General features: G+C 70.9%; 26 protein-coding genes. 9 read left to right on the plus strand and 17 right to left on the minus strand.

What is annotated here, in order from left to right; genetic code table 11:
* Positions 1-87 precede the first annotated feature (87 nt).
* Genes ACWDXC_RS03870 through ACWDXC_RS03880 form a run of 3 tightly spaced genes read left to right on the plus strand, consistent with a single transcriptional unit; the run spans position 88 to position 2,970 of the window.
* On the plus strand, positions 88-741 hold the full coding sequence (locus tag ACWDXC_RS03870; protein ID WP_449977765.1) for a TetR/AcrR family transcriptional regulator: 654 nt from the start codon (positions 88-90) through the stop codon (positions 739-741).
* Positions 734-2,239 (plus strand): AMP-binding protein, encoded by a 1,506-nt coding sequence (locus tag ACWDXC_RS03875; protein WP_449977767.1) that lies wholly within the window; start codon positions 734-736, stop codon positions 2,237-2,239. Before ACWDXC_RS03870 ends, ACWDXC_RS03875 begins: the two co-directional genes overlap by 8 nt.
* Positions 2,236-2,970, plus strand: a complete 735-nt coding sequence (locus tag ACWDXC_RS03880) for an enoyl-CoA hydratase/isomerase family protein (protein WP_449977770.1) — start codon at positions 2,236-2,238, stop codon at positions 2,968-2,970. The genes ACWDXC_RS03875 and ACWDXC_RS03880 overlap by 4 nt, the downstream gene beginning before the upstream one ends.
* A gap of 10 nt (positions 2,971-2,980) precedes the next feature.
* Here the strand turns inward: ACWDXC_RS03880 and ACWDXC_RS03885 are convergent, their stop codons facing one another.
* The 5 genes from ACWDXC_RS03885 to ACWDXC_RS03905 form a co-directional block, all read right to left on the minus strand.
* On the minus strand, positions 2,981-3,592 hold the full coding sequence (locus ACWDXC_RS03885; RefSeq protein ID WP_219500750.1) for a PH domain-containing protein: 612 nt from the start codon (positions 3,590-3,592) through the stop codon (positions 2,981-2,983).
* Positions 3,589-4,662 (minus strand): adenosine deaminase, encoded by a 1,074-nt coding sequence (locus ACWDXC_RS03890; protein ID WP_364173406.1) that lies wholly within the window; start codon positions 4,660-4,662, stop codon positions 3,589-3,591. Before ACWDXC_RS03890 ends, ACWDXC_RS03885 begins: the two co-directional genes overlap by 4 nt.
* Positions 4,663-4,679: 17 nt before the next feature.
* Positions 4,680-5,033 (minus strand): cupin domain-containing protein, encoded by a 354-nt coding sequence (locus tag ACWDXC_RS03895; protein WP_449977773.1) that lies wholly within the window; start codon positions 5,031-5,033, stop codon positions 4,680-4,682.
* Positions 5,034-5,037: 4 nt separating this feature from the next.
* Positions 5,038-5,616, minus strand: a complete 579-nt coding sequence (locus ACWDXC_RS03900; RefSeq protein WP_449977775.1) for an AMIN-like domain-containing (lipo)protein — start codon at positions 5,614-5,616, stop codon at positions 5,038-5,040.
* Between the two features lie 83 nt (positions 5,617-5,699).
* Entirely contained in the window at positions 5,700-7,103 is a 1,404-nt protein-coding gene (locus tag ACWDXC_RS03905; RefSeq protein ID WP_357584215.1) for an MFS transporter, read from the minus strand.
* A gap of 87 nt (positions 7,104-7,190) precedes the next feature.
* On the opposite strand from ACWDXC_RS03905, the gene ACWDXC_RS03910 reads away from it, so the two are divergent.
* Positions 7,191-7,577 carry a MarR family winged helix-turn-helix transcriptional regulator gene (locus ACWDXC_RS03910; RefSeq protein ID WP_449977780.1) on the plus strand — a complete coding sequence of 129 codons (387 nt, stop codon included), beginning with the start codon at positions 7,191-7,193 and terminating at the stop codon, positions 7,575-7,577.
* On the opposite strand, the gene ACWDXC_RS03915 is transcribed toward ACWDXC_RS03910, so the two are convergent.
* The 6 genes from ACWDXC_RS03915 to ACWDXC_RS03940 all read right to left on the minus strand — a co-directional run bounded on the left by ACWDXC_RS03915 (position 7,574) and on the right by ACWDXC_RS03940 (position 14,332).
* Complete coding sequence (locus ACWDXC_RS03915; RefSeq protein ID WP_449977783.1) at positions 7,574-8,848, minus strand: thymidine phosphorylase; 1,275 nt, start codon at positions 8,846-8,848, stop codon at positions 7,574-7,576. The genes ACWDXC_RS03910 and ACWDXC_RS03915 overlap by 4 nt on opposite strands.
* Positions 8,848-9,243: a cytidine deaminase gene (locus ACWDXC_RS03920; protein WP_219500729.1), complete on the minus strand. Its 396-nt coding sequence runs from the start codon at positions 9,241-9,243 to the stop codon at positions 8,848-8,850. The genes ACWDXC_RS03915 and ACWDXC_RS03920 overlap by 1 nt, the downstream gene beginning before the upstream one ends.
* The gene (locus ACWDXC_RS03925) at positions 9,240-10,517 is read right to left on the minus strand and encodes an ABC transporter permease (RefSeq protein ID WP_449977787.1); all 1,278 of its coding nucleotides are present in this window, start codon (positions 10,515-10,517) and stop codon (positions 9,240-9,242) included. The genes ACWDXC_RS03920 and ACWDXC_RS03925 overlap by 4 nt, the downstream gene beginning before the upstream one ends.
* On the minus strand, positions 10,514-11,638 hold the full coding sequence (locus ACWDXC_RS03930; protein ID WP_364173422.1) for an ABC transporter permease: 1,125 nt from the start codon (positions 11,636-11,638) through the stop codon (positions 10,514-10,516). The genes ACWDXC_RS03925 and ACWDXC_RS03930 overlap by 4 nt, the downstream gene beginning before the upstream one ends.
* On the minus strand, positions 11,638-13,167 hold the full coding sequence (locus tag ACWDXC_RS03935) for an ABC transporter ATP-binding protein (protein WP_449977791.1): 1,530 nt from the start codon (positions 13,165-13,167) through the stop codon (positions 11,638-11,640). The genes ACWDXC_RS03930 and ACWDXC_RS03935 overlap by 1 nt, the downstream gene beginning before the upstream one ends.
* Before the next feature lie 94 nt (positions 13,168-13,261).
* Positions 13,262-14,332 (minus strand): BMP family lipoprotein, encoded by a 1,071-nt coding sequence (locus ACWDXC_RS03940; RefSeq protein WP_449977794.1) that lies wholly within the window; start codon positions 14,330-14,332, stop codon positions 13,262-13,264.
* 291 nt (positions 14,333-14,623) lie between these two features.
* Here ACWDXC_RS03940 and ACWDXC_RS03945 point away from each other — a divergent pair, with 291 nt between their 5' ends.
* Entirely contained in the window at positions 14,624-16,504 is a 1,881-nt protein-coding gene (locus ACWDXC_RS03945; RefSeq protein WP_449977796.1) for a Xaa-Pro dipeptidyl-peptidase, read from the plus strand.
* 9 nt (positions 16,505-16,513) lie between these two features.
* On the opposite strand, the gene ACWDXC_RS03950 is transcribed toward ACWDXC_RS03945, so the two are convergent.
* Entirely contained in the window at positions 16,514-17,749 is a 1,236-nt protein-coding gene (locus ACWDXC_RS03950) for a M20 family metallopeptidase (protein ID WP_449977798.1), read from the minus strand.
* 461 nt (positions 17,750-18,210) lie between these two features.
* On the opposite strand from ACWDXC_RS03950, the gene ACWDXC_RS03955 reads away from it, so the two are divergent.
* A complete protein-coding gene (locus tag ACWDXC_RS03955; protein WP_449977801.1) occupies positions 18,211-19,614 on the plus strand; it encodes a peptide ligase PGM1-related protein in 1,404 nt (467 codons plus the stop codon).
* Here the strand turns inward: ACWDXC_RS03955 and ACWDXC_RS03960 are convergent.
* Entirely contained in the window at positions 19,526-19,777 is a 252-nt protein-coding gene (locus ACWDXC_RS03960) for an SCO4848 family membrane protein (RefSeq protein ID WP_449977803.1), read from the minus strand. The two genes, ACWDXC_RS03955 and ACWDXC_RS03960, sit on opposite strands and share 89 nt — an antisense overlap.
* Positions 19,778-19,875: 98 nt before the next feature.
* Between ACWDXC_RS03960 and ACWDXC_RS03965 the strand changes: the two genes are divergently transcribed.
* Positions 19,876-20,985, plus strand: a complete 1,110-nt coding sequence (locus tag ACWDXC_RS03965) for a D-alanyl-D-alanine carboxypeptidase family protein (RefSeq protein WP_449977806.1) — start codon at positions 19,876-19,878, stop codon at positions 20,983-20,985.
* Here ACWDXC_RS03965 and ACWDXC_RS03970 read toward each other — a convergent pair.
* The 3 genes from ACWDXC_RS03970 to ACWDXC_RS03980 form a co-directional block, all read right to left on the minus strand.
* Positions 20,974-21,912, minus strand: a complete 939-nt coding sequence (locus ACWDXC_RS03970; protein WP_364173437.1) for a YihY/virulence factor BrkB family protein — start codon at positions 21,910-21,912, stop codon at positions 20,974-20,976. The genes ACWDXC_RS03965 and ACWDXC_RS03970 overlap by 12 nt on opposite strands.
* A 101-nt stretch (positions 21,913-22,013) precedes the next feature.
* Entirely contained in the window at positions 22,014-23,018 is a 1,005-nt protein-coding gene (gene trpS / locus ACWDXC_RS03975) for a tryptophan--tRNA ligase (RefSeq protein ID WP_357584224.1), read from the minus strand.
* A gap of 14 nt (positions 23,019-23,032) precedes the next feature.
* Entirely contained in the window at positions 23,033-24,346 is a 1,314-nt protein-coding gene (locus ACWDXC_RS03980) for a hemolysin family protein (RefSeq protein WP_219500708.1), read from the minus strand.
* A gap of 86 nt (positions 24,347-24,432) precedes the next feature.
* Here ACWDXC_RS03980 and galE point away from each other — a divergent pair, with 86 nt between their 5' ends.
* Positions 24,433-25,380, plus strand: a complete 948-nt coding sequence (gene galE, locus ACWDXC_RS03985; RefSeq protein ID WP_449977810.1) for a UDP-glucose 4-epimerase GalE — start codon at positions 24,433-24,435, stop codon at positions 25,378-25,380.
* A 59-nt stretch (positions 25,381-25,439) separates the two neighbouring features.
* Positions 25,440-25,565: a hypothetical protein gene (locus ACWDXC_RS03990; RefSeq protein WP_281426784.1), complete on the plus strand. Its 126-nt coding sequence runs from the start codon at positions 25,440-25,442 to the stop codon at positions 25,563-25,565.
* Positions 25,566-25,665: 100 nt separating this feature from the next.
* On the opposite strand, the gene ACWDXC_RS03995 is transcribed toward ACWDXC_RS03990, so the two are convergent.
* The gene (locus tag ACWDXC_RS03995) at positions 25,666-26,640 is read right to left on the minus strand and encodes a malate dehydrogenase (RefSeq protein ID WP_449977812.1); all 975 of its coding nucleotides are present in this window, start codon (positions 26,638-26,640) and stop codon (positions 25,666-25,668) included.
* Between the last annotated feature and the right edge of the window lie 35 nt (positions 26,641-26,675).

Genomic DNA, 26,675 nt, shown 5'->3' on the forward strand with positions numbered 1-26,675 from the left:
CAGATATACGACCTCACACGGTGTCAGAGTCCACCCCTACAGGTTATGCTGCGAAATATCACCGTAACCGAACGTTCGGTAGGTCCCATGAAGACTGCCCGGGATGTCGACGCCGGCCTGCGGATCAGGGCGGCGGCCGTGCGGCTGTTCGCCGAGCAGGGCTACGCCGCCACGAGCGTCAGGGACCTGGCCAGGGCCGTCAACCTCACCAACGCCGGCGTCTACCACCACGTCTCCAGCAAGGAAGCCCTGCTCGCCGGCCTGATGGAGGCCGGGCACCGGGGCCTCATCGACGCCACCCGCCGCCTCCTGGCCGGCGTCGGCGGCCCGGCCGAACGGCTGGCGCTGCTCATCGGCTCCCTGACCGCCATCCACGCGCTCAACCCCATGACGACCCGGGTCATGGACGGCGAACTGCGCTCGCTCACCCCCGGCGGCGCCGCCCACGACGAGATCATCGCCCTCCGCGACGCGTACGAGGACTTCTGGCGGCAGGCGCTGGCCGACGGCGTCGCGGCGGGCGTGTTCCGGGTCGCCGACCAGAAGCTGACCCGCCTGGCCCTGATGTCGATGTGCACCGGCACCAGCGAGTGGTACCGCCCCGACGGCGACTCCACGCTGGAGCAGGTGTGCGCCGAGTTCGTGGCGATCGGCCTGGCCGCCGTCCGCACACCCGGACTGTCCCTGCTGCCCGACTTCTCCCTGCTGCCCGACTTCCCCTGGGAGCCGCCGCATGGCTGACCGTCGCTCCGATGTTCCCGACACCGTCCCCGCCCTGGTCCGGTGGGCCGCCGCCCGCTTCGGTGACCGCGAGTTCCTCCGCTTCCCCGACGTCTCGCTGAGCTTCGCCCAGGTGGACGCGGAGAGCGACCGCCTGGCCGGGGCCCTGGCCGCCACCGGCGTACGGCCCGGCGACCGGGTCGCCGTCATGCTGGACAACGTCCCGGGCTGGCCGCTGAGCTGGCTGGCCGTCCTCAAGGCCGGGGCCGTCACCGTCCCGGTCAACGTCCGCTACCGGGCGGCCGACCTGGAGCACGTGCTGCGTGACTCGGGCGCCGTCGCCACCGTGACCAGCGCGGAGCACGCCGGGCACGTCTCGCGCGGCGGCCACGTGGTGCACACCCTGGACGCGCTCACCGGCTCCCACCCCACCCCCGAAATATCGCCCAGCCCGAACGATGTGGCGAATTTTCAGTACACGTCGGGGACCACCGGCTTCCCCAAGGCCTGCATGCTCACCCACGCCTACTGGTTACGCACCGCCCGGGTCGTCGCCGACCTGGTCGACCTGCGCGACGACGACGTGATGCTGATCGCCCAGGCGTACTCCTACATGGACCCCCAGTGGACGACGCTGCTGTGCCTGATGGGCGGCATCCCGCAGGTCGTCCTCCCCCGCTTCTCCGCCTCCGGCTTCTGGCGCTCGGCCCGCGAGCACGGCGCGACGCTCACGTACGTGCTGGGCACGATGCCCCTGCTCATGTACAAGCAGCCGCCCGACCCGCTGGACCGGCACAACAGGATGCGCCTCGTGCTGTGCTCGGGCATCGCCCCGCGCCTGCACGCCGCCTTCGAGGAGCGCTGGGGGGCGCCCTGGCGGGAGCTGTACGGGTCCACCGAGAGCGGCCCTGACCTGCTGTCCGCCCCGGACGCCCGCGACCAGGTCGGCACCGGCTCGATGGGCCTGCCGCCGCCCGGCAAGGAGGTCACGCTCGACGAGGAGACGGGCGAGATCCTGGTGCGCGGCGAGCCGATGATGACCGGCTACTGGAATCACCCGGAGGCCACCGCGCACGCCTTCCGCGGCGGCTGGTACCACACCGGCGACCTGGGCGTGCGCAACCCCGACGGGCAGATCCGGCACGCCGGGCGGCTGAAGGACATGGTGCGCCGGGGCGGCGAGAACATCTCCTGCGCCGAGGTCGAGCGGGTGCTGGGCGAGCACCCGGCGGTGCTGAACGTCGCCCTGGTGCCGGTGCCCGACGAGCTGTTCGGCGAGCTGCCCAAGGCGTTCGTCCAGCTCAGGCCGGGCTACGAGGCGAGCGGGCCGACCGCGGCGAGCGTGGCCGAGCACGCCGCGCGGCGGCTGGCCCCGTTCAAGGTGCCGGCGTTCGTCGAGTTCGTCGACGGCTTCCGGCTGACCCCTTCGGCGCGGATCGAGAAGCGCCACCTGATGCGCCCCGACCAGCGGACGGGCGCGTTCCGTGTAACCCTGCCGTCGGACAAGGAGCGAGCATGATCGACGTGACCGTACGGGACGAGGTGGCGGTGATCACCCTCCAGCGGCCCGGGAAGCTCAACGCGCTGACCGCCGGCATGCGGCGGCAGCTCGCCGCGGCGGTGCGCGAGCACGGCGACGGCAAGGCGGCCCGGGGCGTCGTCGTCACCGGCGCCGGGCGGGCGTTCTCGGCGGGCGAGGACATCGACCAGGCCGTCGGGCTGTCGCTGATCGACGAGGTCGAGCTCTTCCACGACCTGACCAGGGCCGTGCTGGAGACCAGGGTGCCGGTGGTGGCGGCCGTCAACGGGCTGGCCGTGGGCGGCGCGGCGGAGTGGACGCTCTGCTTCGACGCCCGGCTGGGCACGCCGTCGGCCGAGTTCTTCCTGCCGGAGAACCACATCGGGCTGTCGATCTCCAACGGCGCCAGCTATCTGCTGCGCCGTCTGGTCGGCGGCCGGGCGCTGGGGCTGGTGCTCGGCTCGGCGCGGCTGAGCGCGGCCGAGGCCCACTCGCTCGGCCTGCTGGACGAGGTCGTCGAGGCGGACACGCTGGTCGACACGGCGATCGGCCTGGTGCACCGCTGGACTCTGCCCGGCACGGCCACCGAGGTGCACCTCAGGCTGCTGCGCCCGTCGCTGGAGGAGGTCGAGCGCGCCTACACCGCCGAGACGCGGGCCGCCCGCCAGGTCGAGGACTCCGGGATCGCCCGGGCGGGCATGGAACGCTTCGTCAACCGGCGCAGGCGGTGAGCGCGGCCGGTCAGGGCACGAGCAGGGCGGCGACGACCAGCACCAGGGCCACGACGCCGATCGCCAGCGAGTCGTAGGCCCAGGTGGCGCGGGCGGGGCCGGGCTCCTCGTTGCGGATCCTGGCCTTGTCGGCGCGGTCGCTGATCTGCTCGCCCACCCAGTCGGCGTGCGTCTTGCCGGAGAACGCCTGGGCGGCGGCCTGCTCGCCCTTGGTCAGCGTCGGCTCGGTCCTGAACCGGCCGCGCTGCTTGACCGCCTGGCCACGGCGCTGGGCCCTGGCGCGCTCGCGGGCCGAGCTCATCGGGGTCCACAGCCGCAGCACGCGGCCCTCGCCGTGGTCGACGTTGATCGAGTGGGAGACCGTGACCTCCCGCACCGACGCCCACGGCACCACCGTCGTGCGCAGCGGGTTGCGCCCGACCAGCCCCTGCTCGGTGAACACGGTGGCGGGCCGGATGGCGACGACGTAGACGAGCGCGGTGAGCACGCCCAGCACGGCCAGCGCCACCATCGACGCCTTGCCGTTGTAGCGGGCGGTCAGGTCCCACACGTTGAAGGCGACGAACGCCACCCACACCCAGCCGAGCACGAACGCGGTCTTGGACCGGAAGACCTCTTTCACGGCTGCCACTTCAGCCGCGCGAAACCGGGCTTGATCACGCCGTTGATCAGCGCCAGCCGCTCGTCGAACGGCAGGAACGCGGACTTCATCGCGTTGACCGTGAACCACTGCAGGTCGTCCCACCCGTAGTCGAACGCCTCGACCAGCTTGGCGAACTCCCGCGAGACGGTCGTGGAGCTCATCAGCCGGTTGTCGGTGTTGACCGTGACGCGGAAGTGGAGCCGGCGCAGCAGCCCGATCGGGTGCTCGGCGATGGAGTCGGCGGCCCCGGTCTGCAGGTTGGAGGTGGGGCACATCTCCAGCGGGATGCGCTTGTCGCGCACGTAGGCGGCCAGCCTGCCGAGCTTGGCGGAGCCGTCGCCGGCCACGGTGATGTCGTCGATGATGCGCACGCCGTGGCCGAGCCGGTCGGCGCCGCACCACTGGATGGCCTGCCAGATCGACGGCAGCCCGAACGCCTCGCCGGCGTGGATGGTGAAGTGCGCGTTCTCCCGCTGGAGGTATTCGAACGCGTCGAGGTGGCGCGTGGGCGGGTAGCCCGCCTCGGCGCCGGCGATGTCGAACCCGGCCACGCCCACGTCGCGGTAGCGCACGGCCAGCTCGGCGATCTCCATCGAGCGGGCCTGGTGGCGCATCGCGGTCAGCAGCGTGCCGATGCGGATGCCGCGCCCTTCGGAGCCCTGCCGGAACCCGTCAAGGACGGCCTGGACGACCTGGTCGAGGCTCAGCCCGCGGGTGGTGTGCTGCTCGGGCGCGAAGCGCACCTCGGCGTAGACGACGCCGTCGTCGGCCAGGTCGGCCGCGCACTCGGCGGCCACCCGCACCAGCGACTCGCGGGTCTGCATGACGCCGACGGTGTGGGCGAACGTCTCCAGGTAGCGCTCCAGCGACCCGGAGTCGGCCGCCTCCTCGAACCAGCGCCGCAGCTCGTCAGGGTCGTCGGCCGGCAGCCGGTCGTAACCGCTCTCGCGCGCCAGCTCCACGATGGTCTCAGCCCGGAGACCACCGTCGAGATGGTCGTGCAGCAGCACCTTGGGCGCGCGCCGGATCTCCTCGTACGTGGGGCTCATCCGCCCATGATATGGGGCTAGGAGTCGCGGTTGACGGACTCGGGGCTGAAGGCGGGCAGACAGACCGCGATGTATTCGGCGCCCTCGTCGCCGGTGCTGTAGCGGATCCTCTCGCCCGGCTCGGTCACGAGCGTCTGCCCGGCCGTCACCTCGGTAACGCCGCCGTCGTGCTCGACGCGGACGGTGCCGCGCAGGACGACGGTGTATTCGGTGAAGGCGGGCGTCTGGGCGGGCTCGTCCCAGCCGGGCGGGGCGACCATGTGCGCGATGGAGACGGCCTCGTCGCCGCTGTTGACGCGGCCGACGTGCTCGTCGATGGTCTTGCCGCCGGGCACCGGGATCCGGGTGGGTCCTTCGATCTTTCTCACCACGAGGTCAGTGTCGCACGTCCACGACCAGGCGGCTGGGCCCGGAGTATTCCTTCACGCGGAACGCCGTGCGCCCCGGCATGATCAGCGCGATGCCGACGCGGCCTTCGAAGTCGCCGGTCTTGACGATGCGGGTGACGGCCTCCAGCGACCCGGCGTCGGGCCCGTCGATCCAGGTGGGCGTGCCGTCCTCGGTGTGCGCGTCGGCGGGGGTGAGCAGCAGGTGCAGGGCCAGCCCGCCGCCCAGGTCGATGGGGGTGCCGGAGCCGTCCTGGACGAGCTCGTCGGCCCACTGGGCGGTGTAGCCGGGCAGCGAGCCGGCGAAGTCGACGACCACCCGGTCGAACCCGTCGTGGCGCCCGGCGCGCACCCCGGTGACGAGCGCGGGCTGGGCCCCGGCGCGGTCGACGGCCACCTCGGAGGTGCTGGTCGGCAGGTCGGCCGTGGCGGACGTGGCCGTCGCCGAGCTCCCCTGGCTCGACGGCGGCTCCACCGTGGCCGTCCCCGTGCCCCGCGCGCCGCACGCCACGAGCATCAGCCCGCACACGCACGCCGCGGCCGCCCTCAATCCCGGTGACGCGTTCATGCCACCAAGATTCCCGGGGACGGCCACGCGAAGCTCGCACCGATAACGGATCGGCATGGGCCGACGTCAGGCGAATGTCCGGGTCACACCACCTCGTACGCTTTCGCCTCGGGCACGGCGGCGGCCCGCTTGCGGTCGCGCAGTCCGGCGGCCGAAAGGGCCAGTCCGGCGACGGCGAGCACCAGGGACACGAGGATGGCCGCGCGCAGCGAGCCGATGGAGATCTCGCCGCCGCCGGAGGTGAGCACCGCGGTCACCACGGCCAGCACGATCGCGCCGCCGACCTGGCCGGAGGTGTTGAGCAGCCCGGAGGCGAGACCCTGCTCGTCGTCGGAGACGCCGTTGGTGGCCTGGATGTTGAGCGCCGGGAACGACAGCGCGAACGCGATGCCGAGCAGCAGCATGCCGGGGATGACCAGGGTGAAGAGGCCGGGCGTGCGGGAGATGCCGAGGAACATCGCGTAGCCGCCGGCCAGCGCTGCCGCGCCGACGACGATGAGCTTGCCGGTGCCGAACCGGTCGGCGAAGTCGCCCATCTTGGTCGAGGTGACGGCCACGAGCAGGCCCGCCGGCAGGAACGCCAGCGCGGTGCCGAGCGCGGACCAGCCGAGCAGGTTCTGGAAGTACTGCATGGCGACGAACTGGAAGGCCACGTACGAGCCCATGAGGACGACGAGGCCGAGGTTGGCCCGCACGAGCGGCCCGGAGCGGAGGATGCCGAGGCGGACGAGCGGGTGCTTGAGCCTGAGCTCGGTGAGCACGAACAGGCCGAGCAGGGCGGCGACGGCGACGAGCGAGCCGATCGTGCGGACGGAGGACCAGCCGGCTTCCGGCGCCTGGACCACGGTGAAGACGAGCAGCAGCATCGAGGCGGTGATCAGCACGGCGCCGATGAGGTCGTGCCCGCCGTCGGCGCGCTCCTCGGCGTTGCGCGGCAGCACCTTGATCGCGGCGATCAGCGCGATGACGGCGACGGGCACCGGCATCAGCATCGTGAGGCGCCAGTCGAGCTGGGTGAGCAGTCCGGAGAACACCAGGCCGAGCGAGTAGCCGCTGGCGCCGCAGGCGGTGAAGATGCTCAGTGCCTTGTTGCGCAGCGGTCCTTCCGGGAACGTGGTAGTGATGATCGACAACGCGGCCGGGGCGGTGAAGGCCGCGCCGACGCCCTTGATGAAGCGGGCGGCGATGAGCAGCGCCCCGTCGTTCACCAGGCCACCCAGCAGCGACGCCACGGCGAAGACCGCCAGTGCGACCAGGAACACCCTGCGCCGCCCCAGCAGATCGGCGGTCCTGCCCCCGAGCAGAAGAAGACCGCCGTATCCGAGCACGTAGCCGCTGACAACCCACTGCAGAGAAGAGGTGGAGAGCCCCAGCTCGTGCTGGATGGAGGGCAGCGCCACGCCGACCATCGACACGTCCAGGGCGTCAAGGAAGATCACTGCGCAGAGCACGGCGAGCGCGCTCCACCGGGTGGAGGAAGAGGACATGGACGGAAAGATTACATGCACTCGCATCTAATGCAAGCGCATTTAATTCCATTGCATCATTTTTCGCCTAGTGGTAATCTCCGCGTCATGGACGAGGCGCACGTGGTCGGCACCTGGCATTACGTCCTGGCGAAACACGCCAAGGCGATGTGCATGCTGGAGCGGGAGCTGGGCGACAAGCACGGCCTGGGGCCCAGCGAGTTCGAGGTGCTCGACCGGATGGTCCACCACGACAGAAAGCTGCGCATCCAGGAGCTGTGCGACGAGGTCCACCTGAGCCAGAGCGCGCTCTCTCGCGTGGTGGCCAGGCTGGAGAAGTCCGCGCTCGTCAGCCGCGGCGCGTGCGACTCCGACCGGCGCGGCGTGTTCGTGTGCATCACCGAGGAGGGCCGCGCCCGGCACGCGGCAGCCCTCCCCACCCAGCGCGCCGTCCTCTCCTCGATCTTCGACGACGCGCCCGTGGTGTCCGTCTAGGCGGTGATCCGGTCGATGATCAGCGGCAGGGTCTCCCCCGCGGCCGGTCCGACCTCGTAGCCGCCGCGCAGCGCCTCCAGCGCCCGCTCGAAGCGGCTCGTCTCGTCGGCGTGCAGCGTGAGCAGCGGCTGCCCCGCCCTGACCAGGTCGCCCGGCTTGGCGTGCAGCGTGATGCCCGCACCCGGCGACACCGGGTCCTCCTTGCGCGCCCGGCCCGCGCCGAGCCGCCAGGCCGCCAGCCCGACCGCGTAGGCGTCGAGCCGGGTGAGCACCCCCGACTCCGGGGCGTCCACCGTCATCGTCTCGGCCGCGCGCGGCAGCAGCGCGTCCGGGTCGCCACCCTGGGCGCCGATCATCGTCCGCCAGGCGTCCATGGCCGACCCGTCACGCAGCGCGTCGGCAGGGTCCTTGCCCGACACCCCGGCGGCCTCCAGCATCTCCCTGGCCAGCCGTACGGTCAGCTCCACGACGTCGGACGGCCCGCCGCCCGCCAGGACCTCGACCGACTCCTCGACCTCCAGGGCGTTGCCCACGGCCCGGCCCAGCGGCCGGTCCATCGCGGTCAGCAGCGCGACCGTGCGCACGCCCGCGTCGGTGCCCAGCGCCACCATGGTCTCGGCCAGCTCGCGGGCCCGCTCCGGCGTCTTCATGAACGCGCCCGAGCCCACCTTGACGTCGAGCACCAGCGACCCGGTGCCCTCGGCGATCTTCTTCGACATGATCGACGAGGCGATGAGCGGGATGGACTCGACCGTGCCGGTGACGTCGCGCAGCGCGTACAGCTTCTTGTCGGCGGGGGCCAGCCCGGAGCCGGCGGCGCAGATCACCGCGCCGGCCGCGCGCAGCACGCCGAGCATCTCGTCGTTGGACAGCGACGCCCGCCAGCCCGGGATCGACTCCAGCTTGTCCAGCGTGCCGCCGGTGTGGCCGAGGCCGCGGCCCGAAAGCTGCGGGACGTACGCGCCGCAGGCGGCGACCAGCGGCGCCAGCGGCAGCGTGATCTTGTCGCCGACGCCGCCCGTGGAGTGCTTGTCGGCCGTCGGCCGGTCCAGCTCCGACCAGTCCATGCGCTCGCCGGAGCGGATCATGGCCTGCGTCCAGCCGGCGATCTCGCGCCGGTTCATGCCGTTGAGCAGGATCGCCATGGCCAGCGCCGACATCTGCTCGTCGGCGACCTCACCGCGCACGTAGGCGTCGATCACCCAGTCGATCTGGGCCGCGCTCAGCTCGCCGCCGTCGCGCTTGGCGACGATGACCTCGATCGCGTCCATCACGCCATCCTGGACAGGTCGACGGGGCCGAACGCGTACGGCAGGATCCGCGCCATCGGCAGCGGCCCGTCGACGGTCTCGACCAGCAGGTCGTCACCGCCGAACTCGTACAGGAGCTGCCGGCAGCGCCCGCACGGCATGAGCAGCTCGCCGTGGCCGTCCACGCAGGTGAAGGCCACCAGCCTGCCCCCGCCGGACGCCTGGAGCGCCGACACCAGCCCGCACTCCGCGCACAGGCCCACCCCGTAGGAGGCGTTCTCCACGTTGCAGCCCGTGACGATCCGCCCGTCGTCCACCAGGGCGGCGGCGCCCACGGGGAACTTGGAGTAGGGCGCGTAGGCGTGGCGCATGGCCTCCGCGGCCTCCGCGCGCAGCGCCTCCCAGTCGATGCTCAATGCTGCTCCCCCCGTCGATAGATCACGCCGTCGGCCTTGGGCATGCGCAGCCGCTGCGACGCCACCAGGAGCACGAGCAGGGTGAGCACGTGCGGCGTGATGAACACGAACTCGTTCGGCAGCCTGTCGACGGTCAGCCACAGCCAGATCAGCACGACCATGCCGGCCGCGGCGGCCGCCATCGTCGTGTACTCGCGGGCGGACTGCCCGGCCGTCAGCATCCGGCGGGCCCTGACGACCAGGTAGATCAGCAGCAGGATCGCGCCGAACAGCAGGAACGAGGTGACCGCGCCCTGGCTGCGGAGCTGGAGGGCGTCGGCGTAGCCGAACAGGGCCGCGCCCGTGGCCAGCCCGCCCGGCCGCCAGTTGCCGAAGATCATGGCGGCCAGGCCGATGAAGCCACGGCCCGCCGACTGCCCCTCGACGTACTTGTCGCTGACGAACACCAGGAACACGCCGCCCAGCCCGGCGAACGCGCCGGAGATGACCACGGCCAGGTACTTGATCCGCAGGACGTTCACGCCCAGCGACTCGGCCGCCCACGGGTTCTCGCCCGCCGAGCGCAGCCGGAGCCCGAACGCGGTGCGCCAGAGCACGAAGAACGTCAGCGGCAGCATCAGCACGGCCAGGATCACCAGCACGTTGACGTCGTGGGTGAGCCCGCGCAGGATGCCGGCCACGTCGGAGAGCAGGAACCAGTGCGTCTTCTCCAGCGAGCCCAGCCAGTCGGGCCCGTCGGACAGCAGGGGCAGGCTGAACTCCCACGCCTCCCCCGAGACCGGCGGCGAGGTGGTGATGCCGGCGCCCGCCTGGTTGGCCGGGGAGCCCTCCTTGTAGAGGACCTCCGACAGGAAGCGGGTGACGCCCGGCCCGAGCAGGTTGATGGCGACGCCGCTGATGATGTGGTCGACGCCGAACGTGACGGTCGCGATGGCGTGCAGCAGGCCGCCGAGCGCGCCCGCGATCAGCCCGGCCAGCAGCGCGGCCACCGGACCCCACTGGTAGCCGGCCCAGCCGGCGAACCAGGTGCCGAGCACCATCATGCCTTCGAGGCCGATGTTGACCACGCCCGCCCGCTCGGCCCAGAGCCCGCCGAGCCCGGCCAGCCCGATCGGCACCGAGAACAGCAGCGCCGCCCCGATCACGCCGGAGGAGGTGATGTCGTCGGTCCCGGCGATGATCCGGACCAGCGACATCAGCATGAGCAGCAGCGCGACGCCGATCAGCGCCAGGTGGTATTTGCGGATCCTGCTCGATCCGGCGAGGGTGGTCATGCGCTCACCTTTCCGAGCTCTCGCGCCGCGCGCCGTTCCTCGCGCCGCAGCGCGATCCTGCTGGTGATCTCGTTGGCGATGACCACGAGGAGCACGATGGTGCCCTGCATGATCGTGATCACGGAGGGCGGCACCTCGGCGAACTGCAGCGGCCCCTGGGCCCGGTCCAGGAAGGCGAACAGGAGCGCGGCCACCGCGATGCCCCAGGGGCTGTTACGGCCCAGCAGCGCGACCGCGATGCCGAGGTAGCCGAGGCCGGGGGTGAAGTTGGTGCCGAAGGCGTGCTGGTCGCCGAGGATCTCGGGCAGGCCGATCAGGCCGGCGATGCCGCCCGAGAGCACCATCGCGGAGATGACCATCCGCTTCGGGCCGATGCCGGAGGCGAACGCGGCCGTCGGGTTCAGGCCGCTGGCCTTGACGTCGAAGCCGAACTTGGTCCGCTCCAGCACCACCCAGAGGGCCACGCCGACGACGACGGCCACGAGCAGGAAGCCCCACACGCCGCCGCCGCGTGGCGCGGGCAGCCCGATTGCCTCCAGCAGCCAGTTCATGTTCGGGAACCAGGCCGACTCGGGCAGGACCGGGGTGGTCGTGGTGAGCTGCCCCTTGGCGCGCTCGCCGGCGAAGGGGCCGCGGACGAGGAAGGCCGCCAGGTTGATCGCGATGTAGTTCAGCATGATCGTGGAGATGACCTCGTTCACCCCCCGGGTCACCTTCATCACGGCCGGGATCAGCGCGTAGAAGCCGCCGACGGCCGCCGCCACCACGATGATCACCGTGATCTGGATCGGGGCGGGAGCCACGAACGTCGAGCCGACGTAGGCGGCGCAGACGGCCGCGATCCGGTACTGGCCCTCGACGCCGATGTTGAAGAGGTTCATGCGGAAGCCGACGGCCACCGCCAGACCGGCCAGGAACAGCGGCACCGCCCGGTTCAGCATCCGGGCGATGCTGTTGGACACCGAGCTTTCCCGCGCGCCGAAGTCGAAGAACGCGGCGAGCGCGTCGCCGGGGTTCGCCCCGGCCGCGACGATCGCCACGCTGCTGATGCCGATGGCCACCAGGATGGCGATGATCGCGCCCGCCACGGTGAGCAATGCCCGATAGAGCCCTGCGGGCATCACGTCTCCTTCGTGCCGGTGATGGCGCCGGTCATGTATCCGCCCAGCCGTTCCGGGGTCACGTCGGACGGGTCGAGGCGGGCCACGAGCCGCCCCCGGTAGATGACCTGCAGCGTGTCGGACAGCCCGATCAGCTCGTCGAGGTCCGCCGAGATGAGCAGCACGGCCAGCCCGGCCGCGCGGGCCTCGCGCAGGTGGTCCCAGATGGCGGCCTGCGCGCCCACGTCGACGCCGCGGGTGGGGTGGGCGGCGATGAGGAACTTCGGCTCGCCGCTCATCTCGCGGCCGACGATGAGCTTCTGCTGGTTGCCGCCCGACAGCGCGAGCGCCAGCGTGTCGACGCCGGGCGTGCGGACGTCGTACGTGTCGACGATGCGCTGGGTGTCGGACCTGGCGGCCCGCCGGTTGATCCAGATGCCGGAGCGGGACGGCCGCCTGGTCTGGTGGCCGAGCACCCGGTTCTCCCAGAGCGACGCCTCCAGCAGCAGACCCTGCCGGTGGCGGTCCTCCGGGATGTAGCCGATGCCGGCCTCGCGCCGCCTGAGCGTGGACCAGGCGGAGATGTCCTGCTCGGCGAGCTCGACGGCGCCGCTCACCGGGCGCATGCCCATGATGGCCTCGATGAGCTCGGACTGGCCGTTGCCCTCGACCCCGGCGATGCCGAGGATCTCGCCCTTGCGGATGTCGAACGACACGTCGTCCAGGAGCGCCCGCCCGTCGGCCTCCAGGGTCAGGTGGGACACGCGCAGCGCGACCGTGTCGGTCACCGTGGACTCGCGGGTCTCGGGCGTGGGCAGCTCGCTGCCGACCATGAGCTCGGCGAGCTGCCGGGCGGTCACGTCGGCCGGGTCGACGCTGGCGACGGTGGTGCCGCGCCGGATCACGGTGATCGCGTCGGCGATGCTGAGCACCTCGTCGAGCTTGTGGGAGATGAAGATGACGGTGAGGCCGCCGGCCGTGAACTCGCGCAGGTTCTCGAAGAGCTCCTCGACCTCCTGCGGCACGAGCACCGCGGTCGGCTCGTCGAGGATGAGGATGCGCGCGCCCCGGTAGAGGACCTTGAGGATCTCCACCCGCTGGCGGTCGCCGACGCCGAGGTCCTCGACCAGCCGGTCGGGGTCGACGCGCAGCCCGTGGCTCTCGGCGAGCTGGTTGATCCGCGCCCGCGCCCGGCCCGTGTCGAGCATGACGCCGCCCTTGCGCGGCTCGGCGCCCAGGACGATGTTCTCCAGCACGGTGAAGTTGTCGGCCAGCATGAAGTGCTGGTGCACCATGCCGATACCGGCGTCGATGGCGTCGCTCGGGGTGCGGAAGGCCACCTCCCGGCCGTTGACCTTGATGGTGCCCTCGTCCGGCTTCTGCATCCCGTACAGGATCTTCATCAGGGTCGACTTGCCGGCGCCGTTCTCCCCGACGATCGCGTGCACCGTGCCGGGTTGGACGGTGATGCAGATGTCGTGGTTGGCCACCACGCCGGGGAAGCGCTTGGTGATGCCCTCCAGTTGTACGGCGGGCGTCTCGGCGTTCATCGGCCGCTCATTCGGTTTCTCCTAGAGCCTGGCAGATATGCCCGAGGGCCCGGGTCTCGGGACTCGGGCCCTCGGTCGATGGTTCCTACCCAGGTTACGGCTTGGCCGGAACCGTGATCTTGCCGTCGACGATGTCCTTCTTGGCAGCGTCGATCTTGTCCTGGATGTCGTCGATCTCGCCACCGGTGGTGGACAGGCCCACGCCGTCGACCTTGAGGTCGTAGACGATGTCGGTGCCGCCCTTGGCGCCGCCCTGGAACGCCTTGATGTACTCGAAGACGCCGACGTCCACGCGCTTGAGCATGGAGGTCATGATGACCTCCTGCAGCTCGGGCTCGGTGACGGTCTGGCGCTGGTCGGAGTCGACGCCGATGGCCTTCTTCTTGGCCGCGGCCGCCGCCTGGAACACGCCCAGGCCGGAGTCACCGGCGGCGTGGTAGACGACCTCGGCGCCGTCCTGGAACATCTTCTCGGCCGCGACCTTGCCCTTGTCGGGGGCGCGGAAGCCGGTGAAGTCGCCGTCGGGCGTCAGGTACTTGACGTCGATCTTGGCGTCGGCCTTGACCGACTTGACGCCGGCCACGAAGCCCGCCTCGAACTTCTTGATCAGGTCGTTCTCGACGCCGCCGACGAAGCCGACGTGACCGCTCTTGGCCTTGGTCGCCGCGGCGACGCCCGCCAGGTAGGAGCCCTGCTCCTCGGCGAACAGCAGGCCGGTGACGTTGGCCGCGTTCGAAGCCGAGTCGACGACCGCGAACTGCACGTCCGGGTTCTCCTCGGCGGCCTTCTTGATGTCCTCGCCGTAGGCGAAGCCCACGCCGATGATCGGGTTGTAGCCCGCGTCGACGAGCTGGGTCAGCAGCTCGGCGCGGTTGGAGCCGTCGGCGGCGGGGCTCAGTTCCTTGATGTCGGCGCCGAGCTCGGCCTTGGCCTTCTCCAGGCCGGCGTAGGCGGCGTCGTTGAACGACTTGTCACCGCGACCGCCGATGTCGAACGCGAGGCCGACCTTCAGGCCGCTCGCCGCCGGAGCGTTGGTCTCCGTGCCGGGCGACGTGCTCGCCGTGGTCTCCCCGCCCGTGCTGCCACCACCACAAGCCGCGGCCGCCATGAGCATGGCACCGGCCAGCGTGCCGGTCGCCAACCTGCCGAATCGCTTGCTGAGCAAGGCGACTCCCTTCCATTTCCCCGCCGTCGAACTTCATCGCAGGCGCGAAGAAACGTACGGCAACCCTGCACGGAAGATAGTTGGTTGACCAGGGCATACCAAACCAGCACACAGGGTCGCAACCGCTCCGTTATCGACATCAAGCGCGTCCGTGACCTGATTTCCGGGCCCGTCCGCTCAGGTGGCGGCCGGCAAGCTTTGCCGAATTTTGGGCCTCGCCAGCCGGTGACCGCCGATCGATCATGGCAGGGATTCCCGCCAACCGGCGGAAAAGTCGTCTGGAGCTCTGCCATGCACCCTTGGAAGGCCATCGCCGTGCCGCTGGCCGCGGTCCTCGTCCTGGGACTGACCAGCGGGCCCGTCGCGGCGGACACCCCCGCCATCAGCGTGGAGGGGAACGCCACCCAACCGGTCTTCTCCCGCGCGGACGCCGTCAAGCAGACCGTCTTCGTCGAGGTCGAAGGCACCGACAGTGACCACGACGGCCGGCCCGACCGGGTCGCCGTCGACATCCTGCGTCCCAAGGAGACCGACCAGGGGCTCAAGGTCCCCGTGATCATGGAGGCCAGCCCGTACTTCTCCGGCGTCAACGACGTCCCCAACCACCCCGTCGACGTGGACGAGGACGGCAACCCGCTGCCCACGCTGCGCTCGCACGCGGACAAGCTCGCCAGTGAGCCGTTCGCCGGCTACTACGACAACTACTTCCTGCCCCGCGGCTACGCCATAGCCCTGGTCGAGAACGTGGGCAGCGGCCGGGCCACCGGCTGCCCGACCACCGGAGACCGCAACGAGACCGCCGGGCCGAAGGCCGCCATCGACTGGCTCAACGGCCGCGCCAAGGGCTTCGACGCGAACGGCGCCCCGGTCGAGGCCACCTGGTCCACCGGCAAGGTCGGCATGATCGGCGTCTCCTACAACGGCACCCTGCCCAACGCCGTCGCCGCGACCGGCGTCGAGGGCCTGGAGACGATCGTGCCCATCGCCGCGATCTCCTCCTGGTACGACTACTACCGGGCCAACGGCGGCGTGCTCGCCCCCGGCGGCTTCCAGGGCGAGGACGCCGACGTGCTCGCCAAGTTCGTGCTGACCAGGCAGGACGGCCAGGCGGTGTGCGGCCCGGTGATCGACGGCCTGGCGGCGGCCCAGGACCGCGTCAGCGGCGACTACAGCCCGTTCTGGGACGCCCGCAACTACCTCAACGACGTGGACAAGGTACGGGCCAGCGTCTTCCTGGTGCACGGGCTCAACGACTGGAACGTCAAGACCAAGCAGGCCGCCCAGTGGTGGCAGGCCCTGGCCGAGCGGAACGTGCCGCGCAAGATCTGGCTGCACCAGGGCACCCACATGAACCCGTTCAGCCTGCGCACCGCCGAGTGGCTGCGCCAGCTCCACGGCTGGTTCGACCACTGGCTGTACGGGCTCGACAGCGGCGTCATGCGGGAGCCGCAGGCCGACGTGGAGATCGCCGCCGGGCAGTGGGGGCGGCACGCCTCCTGGCCGCTGCCGGGCGCCCACCCGGTGCGGCTGTGGATGGGCTCGGGCGGCAAGCTCGGCCTGCTGCCCCGCCCCTGGTCGCCGCGCGAGTCGTACACCGACCAGAAGACCCGCACGGCCGAGGACCTGGCCGGGACCGCGCCCGCGGCGGACCCGAACCGGCTGGCCTACCTGACGGCCCCGCTGCCCGCCGACGTGCGGATCTCGGGCACGCCGACGATCTCGGTGCGGGCCTCGATGCGCGACGGCGCCACGCCGTACCTGACCGCCCTGCTGGTCGACTACGGGACGGACACGCGGCCCGACGGCAGGCTGGTGCCGACCGGGGAGACGCTCTGCTACGGCCAGGGCGTCCCGGGTGACACCGGCTGCACCGCCCTGCGCACACTGGGCACGGCGGTGACCCCGTACAAGATCGTCACGCGGGGGTGGCTGGACGTGCGCAACCGGCACCGGGAGGACCGCAGCGAGCCCGTCAGGCCGGGCCGCGAGTACGGCTTCACGTGGGATCTCCAGCCGCAGGACCACCTGTTCAAGAAGGGGCACCGGATCGGCGTGGTGATCATCTCGACGGACCACGACTACACGCTGCGTTACCCGGCGGGCACCAGGGTCACAGTGTCGCCGGGCCGTTCGTCGGTGAAGCTGCCGGTGGTCTTCGGCCGGCTGCCGTGACGGCCCGCCTCAGGCCAGGGCTGAGGTGATCTCGTCCGCGGCCGGGAGGCGGGTGCCCTCGAACAGGGCGGTGAGCGCGGTCGTCGCCATGAGGCGCACGCCCATGGCGATGGCCCGCTCGTCCACGTCGAACGTGCCCTGGTGGATGTCGTAGGTGATGCCGGACTCCGGGGAGCGGGTGCCGAGCCTGGCGAACGCGCCGGGGATCGACTCCAGGTACCAGGCGAAGTCCTCGCCGCCGAGCGACTGCTGGGTGGGCACCACCGCGCCCTGGCCGAGCGCCCGCTGGGCCGCCTCGGTCAGCATCTCCACGCAGCCGTCGTCGTTGACCACGGGCGGCACGCCGCGCGTGTAGTCCATCGTCGCCTCGACGCCGTAGGCGCCGGCGACCGACTCCAGCAGCGACTTGATCAGGTCGGGGGCGGCGTGCCAGGCGTTCTCGTCGAGGCAGCGCACGGTGCCCTCGGCCACGCCGTCGTCGGGGATGGCGTTGGCGGCCGAGCCCGCCGACACGCGGCCCCACACGAGGCTGAGCGAGGAGCGCGGGTCGACCCGGCGCGACAGCGCGGCGGGCAGCTCGGTGAGGATCTTGGCGAGCGCGAAGACCAGGTCGGCGGTGAGGTGCGGCCTGGCGGTGTGGCCGCCGGGGCCGGAGACCCGGATCGTCAGCTTGTCGCAGGCCGAGGTGATCGGGCCCGACTTGAGGCCGATCTGGCCGACGTCCACGCGCGGGTCGCAGTGCAGGCCGAAGATGCGGTCGACGCCGCTGATGCCGCCCTGCGCCATGACCTCCAGGGCGCCGCCGGGCAGCTCCTCGGCGGGCTGGAAGATCAGGCGCACCCGGCCGGGCAGCAGCCCGGCGGCGGCCTGCTGGGCCAGGAAGAGCGAGGTGCCGAGCAGGACCGTGGTGTGCACGTCGTGCCCGCACGCGTGGCAGGAGCCGGGCACGGTGGAGCGGTAGGGCAGCTCCTTCTCGTCCTGGAGCGGGAGCGCGTCGATGTCGGCGCGCAGTGCCACTGTCGGGCCGTCGCCCCGGCCCACGTCGCAGATCAGCCCGGTGCCGCGGGGCAGCACCGAGGGGACCAGCCCGGCGGCGCTGAGCCGCTCGGCGATCCGCTGCGTCGTGCGGTATTCGGCGAAGGCCAGCTCGGGGTGCATGTGCAGATCACGGCGGAAGGCCACCAGGTCCTGCTCGATCCCCGCCAGGAACGCGTCGAGTTCCCCTCGAAGCTCACGTCCCTGCATCAGTCACCATCCCGTCCCATGCCGTGCGATCACCACTGCCCAACGCCGCACGGCCTAATAGCGCCGTCTTTCGTCATTTGTCCCTCAGTGGCGGCTGTCCGTTCCGAGCAGCTCATCGACACGGGGGCGCGACTCTCCGCCGTCTCCCGAAGAGGGCGGCTTCAGCCGGGAACACGGCGGTCAGCCACGGGCCCGGCGATGCTTCGACTTTATCGCTCTCGTGAGCGTTCGCGCCGACAACTACACCAAAAGTTAGCCGCCTGCATGCCCGTAACCACGGGTCGTCACGGACTGTGACCATCCGGCGTGGCCCGAAAATAGTCACAAGGGATCATTAAATCCTGACCCCGAGCCGGGCATCCCAAACGTGCTCCGCCATGACGAATGCTGTCACCTTCTGTCATGGTCATGACACTCCGGCGATTGCTGCATTTGAGAAGAATGCGTGTTTCACTCGCAATATGATCACTAATATCCCGTTCGGGGAGAAGTATGCCAGGTTGAGCATCTTCGAGCCGGGCGAGGGGACCCTGGTGGTCGTACCCTCGCTCTCCCTGCCGCAGGACGAGCTCCGCCGCATCACGGGAGCGCGGTGCTACGAGGAGCGCCTGCTCTTCCTGCTGCTGACCCTGCGCGAGCCCGGGGTCAAGGTGGTCTACCTGTCGTCCGCGCCGATCGACCCGGAGATCGTCGCCTACTACCTCGGCTTCCTGCCCGACCCGGAGGAGGCCGCCAAGCGGCTGGAGCTCATCACCCTCGACGAGCCGCACGCGCAACCGCTCACCAGGACGTTACTGTCGCGTCCCGACGTCATGGACCGGCTGCGGTCCACGATCGACGACGACGCCTTCATCGTTCCGTTCGTGCTGAGCGAGCTGGAGGAGGAGCTCGCCTCGTCACTCAACGTGCCCCTCTACGGCCCGGCCACGGCGCTGGCCTACTACGGCTCCAAGAGCGGCTCGCGCGAGCTCGGCTCGATGGCGGGCGTGCCCATGGCGCGCGGCTTCGGCGACCTGCACACGCTCGCCGAGCTGGAGGACGCCATCGAGTCGCTGCCCGGCGAGCGCGTCATCCTCAAGCTGAACGACGGCTATTCAGGGCTCGGCAACGCCATCCTGCCCAAAGGCGACCGCGCCGCGACCAGCTTCTCCGCCGCGGGCGAGACCTGGGAGACGTTCACCGCCAAGATCGCCGAGCGCGGCGCCGTGGTCGAGGAGTTCATCGAGCACCGGCCGCTGTACTTCCCCAGCGCGCTGGCCCGCATCTCGCCCGGCGGGCACCACGAGGTGCTGGCCACCCACGACCAGGTGCTCGGCGGCGCCAACAACGACGTCTACCAGGGCTGCACGTTCCCGGCCGCGCCGGAGTACCGCGCCGAGGTGGGCGCCTCGGCCGACCGGATCGCCGCCATCCTGGCCAGCAAGGGCGCGGTCGGGCTGTTCGGCATGGACTTCTTCGCCATGAAGACCGACGCCGGCTACGCGGCCCTGCTGTGCGAGATCAACCTGCGGATCGGCGGCACCACCCATCCGTACGGGGCGGCCCAGCTCGTCACCGGAGCCCGGTACGACCCGGGCACCGGCCTGCTGATGGCCGGCGGCCGGCCCACGTACTACACGGCCACCGACAACTGCTCGGCCGACTGCCTGCGCGGCCGCACCCCCGGCGAGGTGCTGCGCACCGCCGAACGGCTCGGCCTCGGCTTCGACGCCGCGACCGGCACCGGGAACGTCTTCCACCTGCTCGGCGCCATCCCCGAGCACGGCAAGATGGGCTTCACGACGATCGCCGGCTCCCGTCGTCAGGCCGACGAGCTGCACGCCGCCACGAGGACGGCGCTTTGCCGAGCCCCCGCAGGCCGATGATCCCCAGCACGACCGCCAGGATGATGTTGACCGCGATCAGGATGCCGTGCACCACGTAGAAGCCGGTGTCGTGGCCGTCCTGCAGGTTGAATCCCAGGTTGATCCACTCGAAGACCATGAACGCGGCGAGCGCGACGAGGAATCCGGCGATCTTTCGTGACATGACCATCTCTCTAGCGTCGTGGGCCGATCTTCGGGGGATGTGTCGGCACATGGGATACAACTCGAAGCTACGCTGAGATTGCCATGTGGACGAAACGGATGCCTGTCACGGCACTCATCGCAGCGGTCGGTCTCGGGGTCATCCTCGCAGGTCCCGCCCAGGCCGACCCGACCACCTCACCGGTGGGCGGTGACGCGCTGGGCGCCAAGGGGCTGGTCAGGCCGGGCGACTTCCGGGCGCCGCCCAAGACCAAGGCGACCTCGTTCCTCATCGCCGACCAGGAGACCGGCCAGGTGCTCGCGGCCAGGAACGCCCACGGCCGCTTCCTGCCGGCCAGCACGCTCAAGATGCTCACCGCGGTCACGCTCATCCCCAAGCTGGACAAGAACCTCAAGGTCAAGCCCAGCCGCAACGCCGTCAACCAGGAGGGCAGCGCGGTCGGCCTGCAGCCCAAGCCGATCTACGAGGTCGAGGACCTGTTCAGGGCGCTGATGATGTCCTCGGGCAACGACGCGGCGATGGCGCTGGCCGAGACCAACGGCGGCCTGGCCAAGACCATGGCCGACATGAACGCCGAGGCCAAGCGCCTCCAGGCGAACGACACGGTCGCCATGACGCCCAGCGGGCTGGACAAGCCGGGGCAGAGCAGCTCGGCGTACGATCTGGCGCTCATCGCGCGGGCCGGGCTGGCGAACGCTGACTTCCGGCGATATATCAGCACAAAGACCGCCACGTTCCCCGCGCCGAAGAAGCCCTACCAGATCAGCAACCACAACAAGCTGCTCTGGCGCTACAAGGGCATGATCGGCGTCAAGAACGGCTGGACCTCCAAGGCCCACGGCAGCTTCGTCGGCGCGGCCACCCGCGACGGCCACACGATCATCGTGGTCGTCATGCGGCACAAGGGCTACTTCTGGGATGAGGTGGCCGCCCTGCTCGACTGGGGGTTCGCCGCCCGGGGCAAGGTCAGCCCGGTGGGGCAGCTCGTCGACCCGCTGCCCGACCAGCCGCCGGCCCAGGCCGCCCCGGTGACCACCCCGAGCGCCACGCCCAGCGCCGCGCCACCGCCGCCCCTGCTGGACAACGCCGCCGCCAAGCAGACCGGCACCACGCGCACGGTCGGCTCGCTGGTGATCGGCGGCGGGCTGCTGTTCGGGCTGCTCTGGCTCGGCTACGGCATCCGGCGCAGGCGGCGCTCACGCCTGTGACGTCCGGCCCGTCCTGAACGGCATCGGCGTCGGCTCGGGCGGCGGGGCGCCTCCCGCCGTGGCCGTCCACGCGGCCACGTACAGGACGAGCCGGGCCGAGAAGTTGATCCAGATCAGCAAGCCGACCATGACCGCGAACGCGCCGTACAGCGGGTTGCTCAGCGTCTGCGCGAGCAGCAGCGAGGCGAGCTGCTTGAGCAGGCCGAACCCGATCGCGCCGAGCAGCGCGCCCCGGGCGATCACCCGGAACGGCTGGACGGGCCGCGCCACCCAGCCGAGCACGATCACGAACAGCACCCAGTCGGCGGCCACGCTGCCCAGCACGCCCACCACGCCGGTCGCCGCCGTGACCACCGGCGAGCTGTCGCCGAACAGGAAGTTGGCCACGTTCCGCGTCGCCTGCGTGGCCAGCCCGCCCGCCAGCACCGACACGATCAGCGTCACCCCGAGCATGAGCAGCGAGACCAGGTCGCGCAGCTTGCCGAGGAAGAAGTTCAGCGGCGGCGAGGTCGCCATCGTCACCTCGCGCAGCGCCCCCCGCAGCGCGTCCACCGCCCCCAGCCCGGCATAGAGCAGGCCCAGCAGGCCGATGATCCCGGCGGTCGCCCTGGCCTCCCCGATGCCCGACAGGTCGAGCTCCTCCGACACGCCGGGCAGCCGCTCGGCGATCGCCGCCTCCAGCGCCTGGGTGACCGCCTCGTCGACGGACATCACGTACCCGAGCAGCGCGAACGCCAGCGCGATCAGCGGGAAGAACGACAGGAACGCGAAGTACGTCACCGCCCCGGCCAGCCGGTCGCCGAACGTGGCCTGGTAGCGCTGGACGGTCCTGATCAGGTGGTCGACCGACGGCCGCCGCACCCGCCAGCTCTCCACCGTGCGCCGCCCGCGCGCCTTGGCGGCCGCCACCCGCTCACTCACGATCACCCTGCACTCCTGCCCAGGCGGCCCCCGCTTACGCGGCGACCCGGCTCAGCCGGTGAGCGTGGTGAACGTGGTGAGCGGACGGCCTCGGCGCGGCCGTCGGCTCAGAGCGTCGGCAGGAAGCCCACCCGGTCGCGGACCTCGGCCATCGTCCGCCGGGCCACCGCGCGGGCCCGCTCGGCGCCGGCCGCCAGCAGCTTGTCCAGCTCGGCCTCGTCGCCCAGCAGCTTCTCGGTGCGCTCGCGGATCGGGGTGAACGCCTCGACCACGGCCTCGGCGACGTCCTTCTTGAACGTCCCGTAGCCCTGTCCCTCGTAGCGGGCCACCAGGTCGGGGATCGGCACGCCGGTCAGCGCCGACTGGATCCGCAGCAGGTTGGAGATGCCCGGCTTGTTCTCCTCGTCGAACAGCACCTCCGACCCGGTGTCGGTGACCGCGCGCATGACCTTCTTGCGCAGCGGCCCCGGCTGCTCCAGCACGTCCAGGATGCCGGCCGGGCTGGAGGAGGACTTCGACATCTTCGCCGACGGGTCCTGGAGGTCGGTGATCTTCTCGACCTCCTTGAGGATGTACGGCTCCGGGATCGTGAACGTGTCGCCGAAGCGGTGGTTGAAGCGCTGACCCAGGTCGCGGGTGAGCTCCAGGTGCTGCTTCTGGTCGGCGCCCACCGGCACGCTGTTGGCCTGGTAGAGCAGGATGTCGGCCGCCTGGAGGATCGGGTAGGTGAACAGCCCGACGCTGGCCGCGCTCTCGCCGTACTTGGCCGACTTGTCCTTGAACTGCGTCATGCGGGCGGCCTCGCCCATGCCCGTCTGGCAGTTGAGGATCCAGGCGAGCTCGCTGTGCTCGCGGACGTGCGACTGCACGAAGACCGTGGCGCGCTCGGGGTCGAGCCCGGCGGCGAGGAGCTGGGCGGCCGCGACGCGGGTGCGGCGGCGCAGCGCGGCGGGCTCGGTCTGCACGGTGATGGCGTGGAGGTCAACCACGCAGTAGAAGGCGTCGTGGGTCTCCTGCAAGGTGACCCACTGCCGGACCGCACCCAGGTAGTTGCCCAGGTGGAAGGAGTCCGCGGTGGGCTGGATGCCGGAGAGTACACGAGGTCTGGCCATAGCAGGCAATTGTGTCAGGAATCAGGTTCGGGCGGCGACTCGACCAGCGAGCGGCGCTTCACCCTTACCCGCGCGATACGCCTGCCGTCGAGTTCCGTGACCGTCAGTTCGAAACCGTGCACCTCGACCCGCTCGCCCAGCTCCGGCACGTGGCCCAGCATCGCCATGACGAACCCGCCCAGCGTCTCGTACGGGCCGTCGGGCAGCCTGATGCCCGTCTCGGTGCCGAAGTCGTTCAGGTTGGTCAGGCCGTCGATCTCGATCTCCCCGGCGGGCAGCACGACCGTGTCGTCCTCGACGTCGTACTCGTCCCTGATGTCGCCGATCAGCTCCTCGACCAGGTCCTCCATCGTGACGATGCCCGCCGTGCCGCCGTACTCGTCGATCACGATGACCATGTGCTGCCCCTCGTCGCGCATCTCGCCCAGCGTGGTGAGCAGCCGCTTGGAGGCGGGCACGAACTTGGCCGGCCGGATCGGCACCAGCTCGCTCAGCGGCTCGGTGCGGCCGGTCAGCACCGGGTCCAGCAGGTCCCTGACGTGCACGAACCCGATGACCTCGTCGTAGGACTCGCGGTAGACCGGGAAGCGGGAGTGCGGCAGCCCGGCGGCCAGCACCGCGGCCTCGGCCAGCGGGGTGTCGGCCTCCATGAACTCCACCTCGGTGCGCGGCAGCATGACCTCGCGCAGCTGCCTCTTGCCCGCGGCGAACACCTCGGCGATCAGCTTGCGCTCGTCGGGGGTCAGCTCGGCGTGCCCGACCACCATGTCGCGCAGCTCCTCGGTGGTGACCTCCTCCCGGTCGGCCTTCGGGTTGCCGCCGAGCAGCCGGACGACGCCGTCGGTGGACTTCGACAGCATCCAGATGACGGGCCTCGACAGCGCCGCGATGCGGTCCAGGAACGGCGCTACGACGAGCGACAGGCCCTCGGCGCGTTGCAGGGCCAGGCGTTTGGGGGCCAGCTCTCCGAGCACTAGGGACACGTACGAGATGGCCAGCGTCACCAGCACCAGCGCGAGCACGGGGGCGATGGCGGCGGGCACGCCCCAGCCTTCGAGCACGGGGGTGAGCTGCATGCCGAGCCGGTCGGCGCCGAACGCGGCCGACAGCATGGTGGCGACGGTCACGCCGATCTGCACGGCGGACAGGAAGCGGTTGGGGTCGCGGGCGAGCTTGGCGACGCGCTCGCCGCGGCGGCCCTTGTGCGACAGCTTGCGGACCTGGCTCTCGCGCAGGGAGACCATGGCCATCTCGGCTGCGGCGAAGAACCCGCCCACCAGGATGAAGAGCAGGACCAGGGCGATGTTCGCCGCGACGGTGTCAAACATGGTGTTTGGCAGCGTACTCGGCGGCTTTCCCGCGTATGCTGAACGGCAAGCCGTACAAAATCAAACATATTTCAACGGGAGTGAACATGAGGCTGCTGGTCACCGGAGGCGCCGGATACGTCGGCAGCGTCGTCGCGGCCCAGCTCGTCGAGGCGGGGCACGAGGTGACCGTGCTCGACGACCTGTCCACCGGGCACGAGGACGCGGTGCCCGACGGGGCGCGGTTCGTCCGTGCGTCGATCACCGAGGCCGGCGACGCGCTCGACGGGGCGGACGCGGTGCTCCACTTCGCCGCCAAGTCGCTGGTCGGCGAGTCGGTGGAGAAGCCGGGGCTCTACTGGGCGCACAACCTGGGCGGCACGCTGGCGCTGCTGGAGGCCATGCGTGAGCGTGACGTGCGCAAGATCGTGTTCTCCTCGACGGCGGCGACCTACGGGGAGCCGGAGCGCTCGCCGATCGTGGAGAGCGCGCCGACGCGGCCCACCAACCCGTACGGGGCCTCCAAGCTGGCCGTCGACACGACGCTGACCGCGTTCGCCGCGCTGCGCGGGCTGGGCGCGGTGAGCCTGCGCTACTTCAACGTCGCCGGCGCCTACGGCCGCTTCCGCGAGCGCCACGCGATCGAGACGCACCTCATCCCCAACGTGCTCAAGGTGGCGACGGGCGAGCGCGAGTCGATCACCGTGTTCGGCGACGACTACCCGACGGCCGACGGCACCGGCGTGCGCGACTACGTGCACGTCCGCGACCTGGCGCGGGCCCACCTGCTGGCGCTCGACGCCTGCGCGGAGGGCGAGCACAAGATCTACAACCTGGGCAGCGGCAGCGGGTTCACGGTGAACGAGGTGATCGAGGTCTGCCGCGAGGTCACCGGCCACGAGATCCCGGCCGTCGTCGGGCCGCGGCGGGCCGGCGACCCGGCGGTGCTGGTCGCCTCGTCGGACAAGATCCAGGGCGAGCTGGGCTGGAAGCCCGAGCACACGACGCTGCGCGAGATGGTCGCCGACGCCTGGGCGGCGCTTTCCGGCAAATGACTCCTGTCGCGGCGCAATATGTGCTGTGATACCGAAATGTGAGGAGCATTTCACCAAGGGTGACGAAGGCGCTCGCGGTCGTCCTCGTCATGCTGGGCAGCCTGGCCGCCGCCGCGGGCGTGGTCTTCGCCACGCCCGAGCCCGTCAAGGCCGGCTCGCCGTCCCCCTGTCACGCGCCACCCTGACGGCACGAGCACGAGCACGACCGGCACGAGCACGACAAAGGCGCGCACCCCGTCATCCGGGGCGCGCGCCTTCGCGACAGATCAGGTCAGGCCGGGCTGCTCAGATCAGGCCCAGCTCGCGCACCGCGTCGCGCTCCTCGGCCAGCTCGCGCACCGAGGCGTCGATCCGCTCACGCGAGAACGCGTCGATCTCCAGCCCCTGGATGATCTCGTAACGCCCGCCCGTCGAACGCACCGGGAACGACGAGATGAGCCCCTCCGGCACCCCGTAGGAGCCGTCGGACACCACGGCCGCCGACGTCCACTCGGTGCCGTTGACCCAGTCGTGCACGTGGTCGATCGCGGCGTTGGCGGCCGACGCCGCCGACGAGGCGCCGCGCGCCTCGATGATCGCCGCACCGCGCTTGGCCACTGTCGGGATGAACGTCTCGCGCAGCCACTCGCCGTCGACCTGCTCCGCCGCGACCTTGCCGCCCACCTCGGCGTGGAAGAGGTCGGGGTACTGCGTCGCGGAGTGGTTGCCCCAGATCGTCATGTTGCGGATGTCGGAGACCGGCACCTGCAGCTTGGCCGCGAGCTGCGACAGCGCGCGGTTGTGGTCGAGGCGGGTCATCGCCGTGAAGCGCTCGGCCGGCACGTCGGGAGCGTTCTGCTGGGCGATGAGCGCGTTGGTGTTGGCCGGGTTGCCGACCACCAGCACCTTGATGTCGTCGGCGGCGTGGTCGTTGATCGCCTTGCCCTGCGGGCCGAAGATGCCGCCGTTGGCGCCGAGCAGGTCGCCGCGCTCCATGCCCGCCTTACGCGGCATGGCGCCGACCAGCAGCGCGATGTTGGCGCCGGCGAACGCCACGTTGGGGTCGTCGCTGATCTCGATCCCCGACAGCAGCGGGAACGCGCAGTCGTCGAGCTCCATGGCGGTGCCCTCGGCCGCCTTGACCGCCTGCGGGATCTCCAGCAGGCTCAGCTTCACCGGGACGTCCGGGCCCAGCAGCTGGCCCGACGCGATGCGGAACAGCAGCGCGTAGCCGATCTGACCGGCTGCTCCGGTTACGGTCACCTTGACGGGCGTGGCCATGGCCTTCCCCTAACTCCCGGGTCGATTCATTGACT

This window comes from Nonomuraea sp. NPDC003214 (genome assembly GCF_053590035.1).

Coding starts and splice junctions, on each gene's coding strand:
- ACWDXC_RS03870 (WP_449977765.1), top strand. CDS start 88: ATGAAGACTGCCCGGGATGTCGACGCCGGCCTGCGGATCAGGGCGGCG.
- ACWDXC_RS03875 (WP_449977767.1), top strand. CDS start 734: ATGGCTGACCGTCGCTCCGATGTTCCCGACACCGTCCCCGCCCTGGTC.
- ACWDXC_RS03880 (WP_449977770.1), top strand. CDS start 2,236: ATGATCGACGTGACCGTACGGGACGAGGTGGCGGTGATCACCCTCCAG.
- ACWDXC_RS03890 (WP_364173406.1), bottom strand. CDS start 4,662: ATGAGCCCCACGTACGAGGAGATCCGGCGCGCGCCCAAGGTGCTGCTG.
- ACWDXC_RS03900 (WP_449977775.1), bottom strand. CDS start 5,616: ATGAACGCGTCACCGGGATTGAGGGCGGCCGCGGCGTGCGTGTGCGGG.
- ACWDXC_RS03905 (WP_357584215.1), bottom strand. CDS start 7,103: ATGTCCTCTTCCTCCACCCGGTGGAGCGCGCTCGCCGTGCTCTGCGCA.
- ACWDXC_RS03910 (WP_449977780.1), top strand. CDS start 7,191: ATGGACGAGGCGCACGTGGTCGGCACCTGGCATTACGTCCTGGCGAAA.
- ACWDXC_RS03915 (WP_449977783.1), bottom strand. CDS start 8,848: ATGGACGCGATCGAGGTCATCGTCGCCAAGCGCGACGGCGGCGAGCTG.
- ACWDXC_RS03925 (WP_449977787.1), bottom strand. CDS start 10,517: ATGACCACCCTCGCCGGATCGAGCAGGATCCGCAAATACCACCTGGCG.
- ACWDXC_RS03930 (WP_364173422.1), bottom strand. CDS start 11,638: ATGCCCGCAGGGCTCTATCGGGCATTGCTCACCGTGGCGGGCGCGATC.
- ACWDXC_RS03935 (WP_449977791.1), bottom strand. CDS start 13,167: ATGAACGCCGAGACGCCCGCCGTACAACTGGAGGGCATCACCAAGCGC.
- ACWDXC_RS03945 (WP_449977796.1), top strand. CDS start 14,624: ATGCACCCTTGGAAGGCCATCGCCGTGCCGCTGGCCGCGGTCCTCGTC.
- ACWDXC_RS03950 (WP_449977798.1), bottom strand. CDS start 17,749: ATGCAGGGACGTGAGCTTCGAGGGGAACTCGACGCGTTCCTGGCGGGG.
- ACWDXC_RS03955 (WP_449977801.1), top strand. CDS start 18,211: ATGATCACTAATATCCCGTTCGGGGAGAAGTATGCCAGGTTGAGCATC.
- ACWDXC_RS03960 (WP_449977803.1), bottom strand. CDS start 19,777: ATGTCACGAAAGATCGCCGGATTCCTCGTCGCGCTCGCCGCGTTCATG.
- ACWDXC_RS03965 (WP_449977806.1), top strand. CDS start 19,876: ATGCCTGTCACGGCACTCATCGCAGCGGTCGGTCTCGGGGTCATCCTC.
- trpS (WP_357584224.1), bottom strand. CDS start 23,018: ATGGCCAGACCTCGTGTACTCTCCGGCATCCAGCCCACCGCGGACTCC.
- ACWDXC_RS03980 (WP_219500708.1), bottom strand. CDS start 24,346: ATGTTTGACACCGTCGCGGCGAACATCGCCCTGGTCCTGCTCTTCATC.
- galE (WP_449977810.1), top strand. CDS start 24,433: ATGAGGCTGCTGGTCACCGGAGGCGCCGGATACGTCGGCAGCGTCGTC.
- ACWDXC_RS03995 (WP_449977812.1), bottom strand. CDS start 26,640: ATGGCCACGCCCGTCAAGGTGACCGTAACCGGAGCAGCCGGTCAGATC.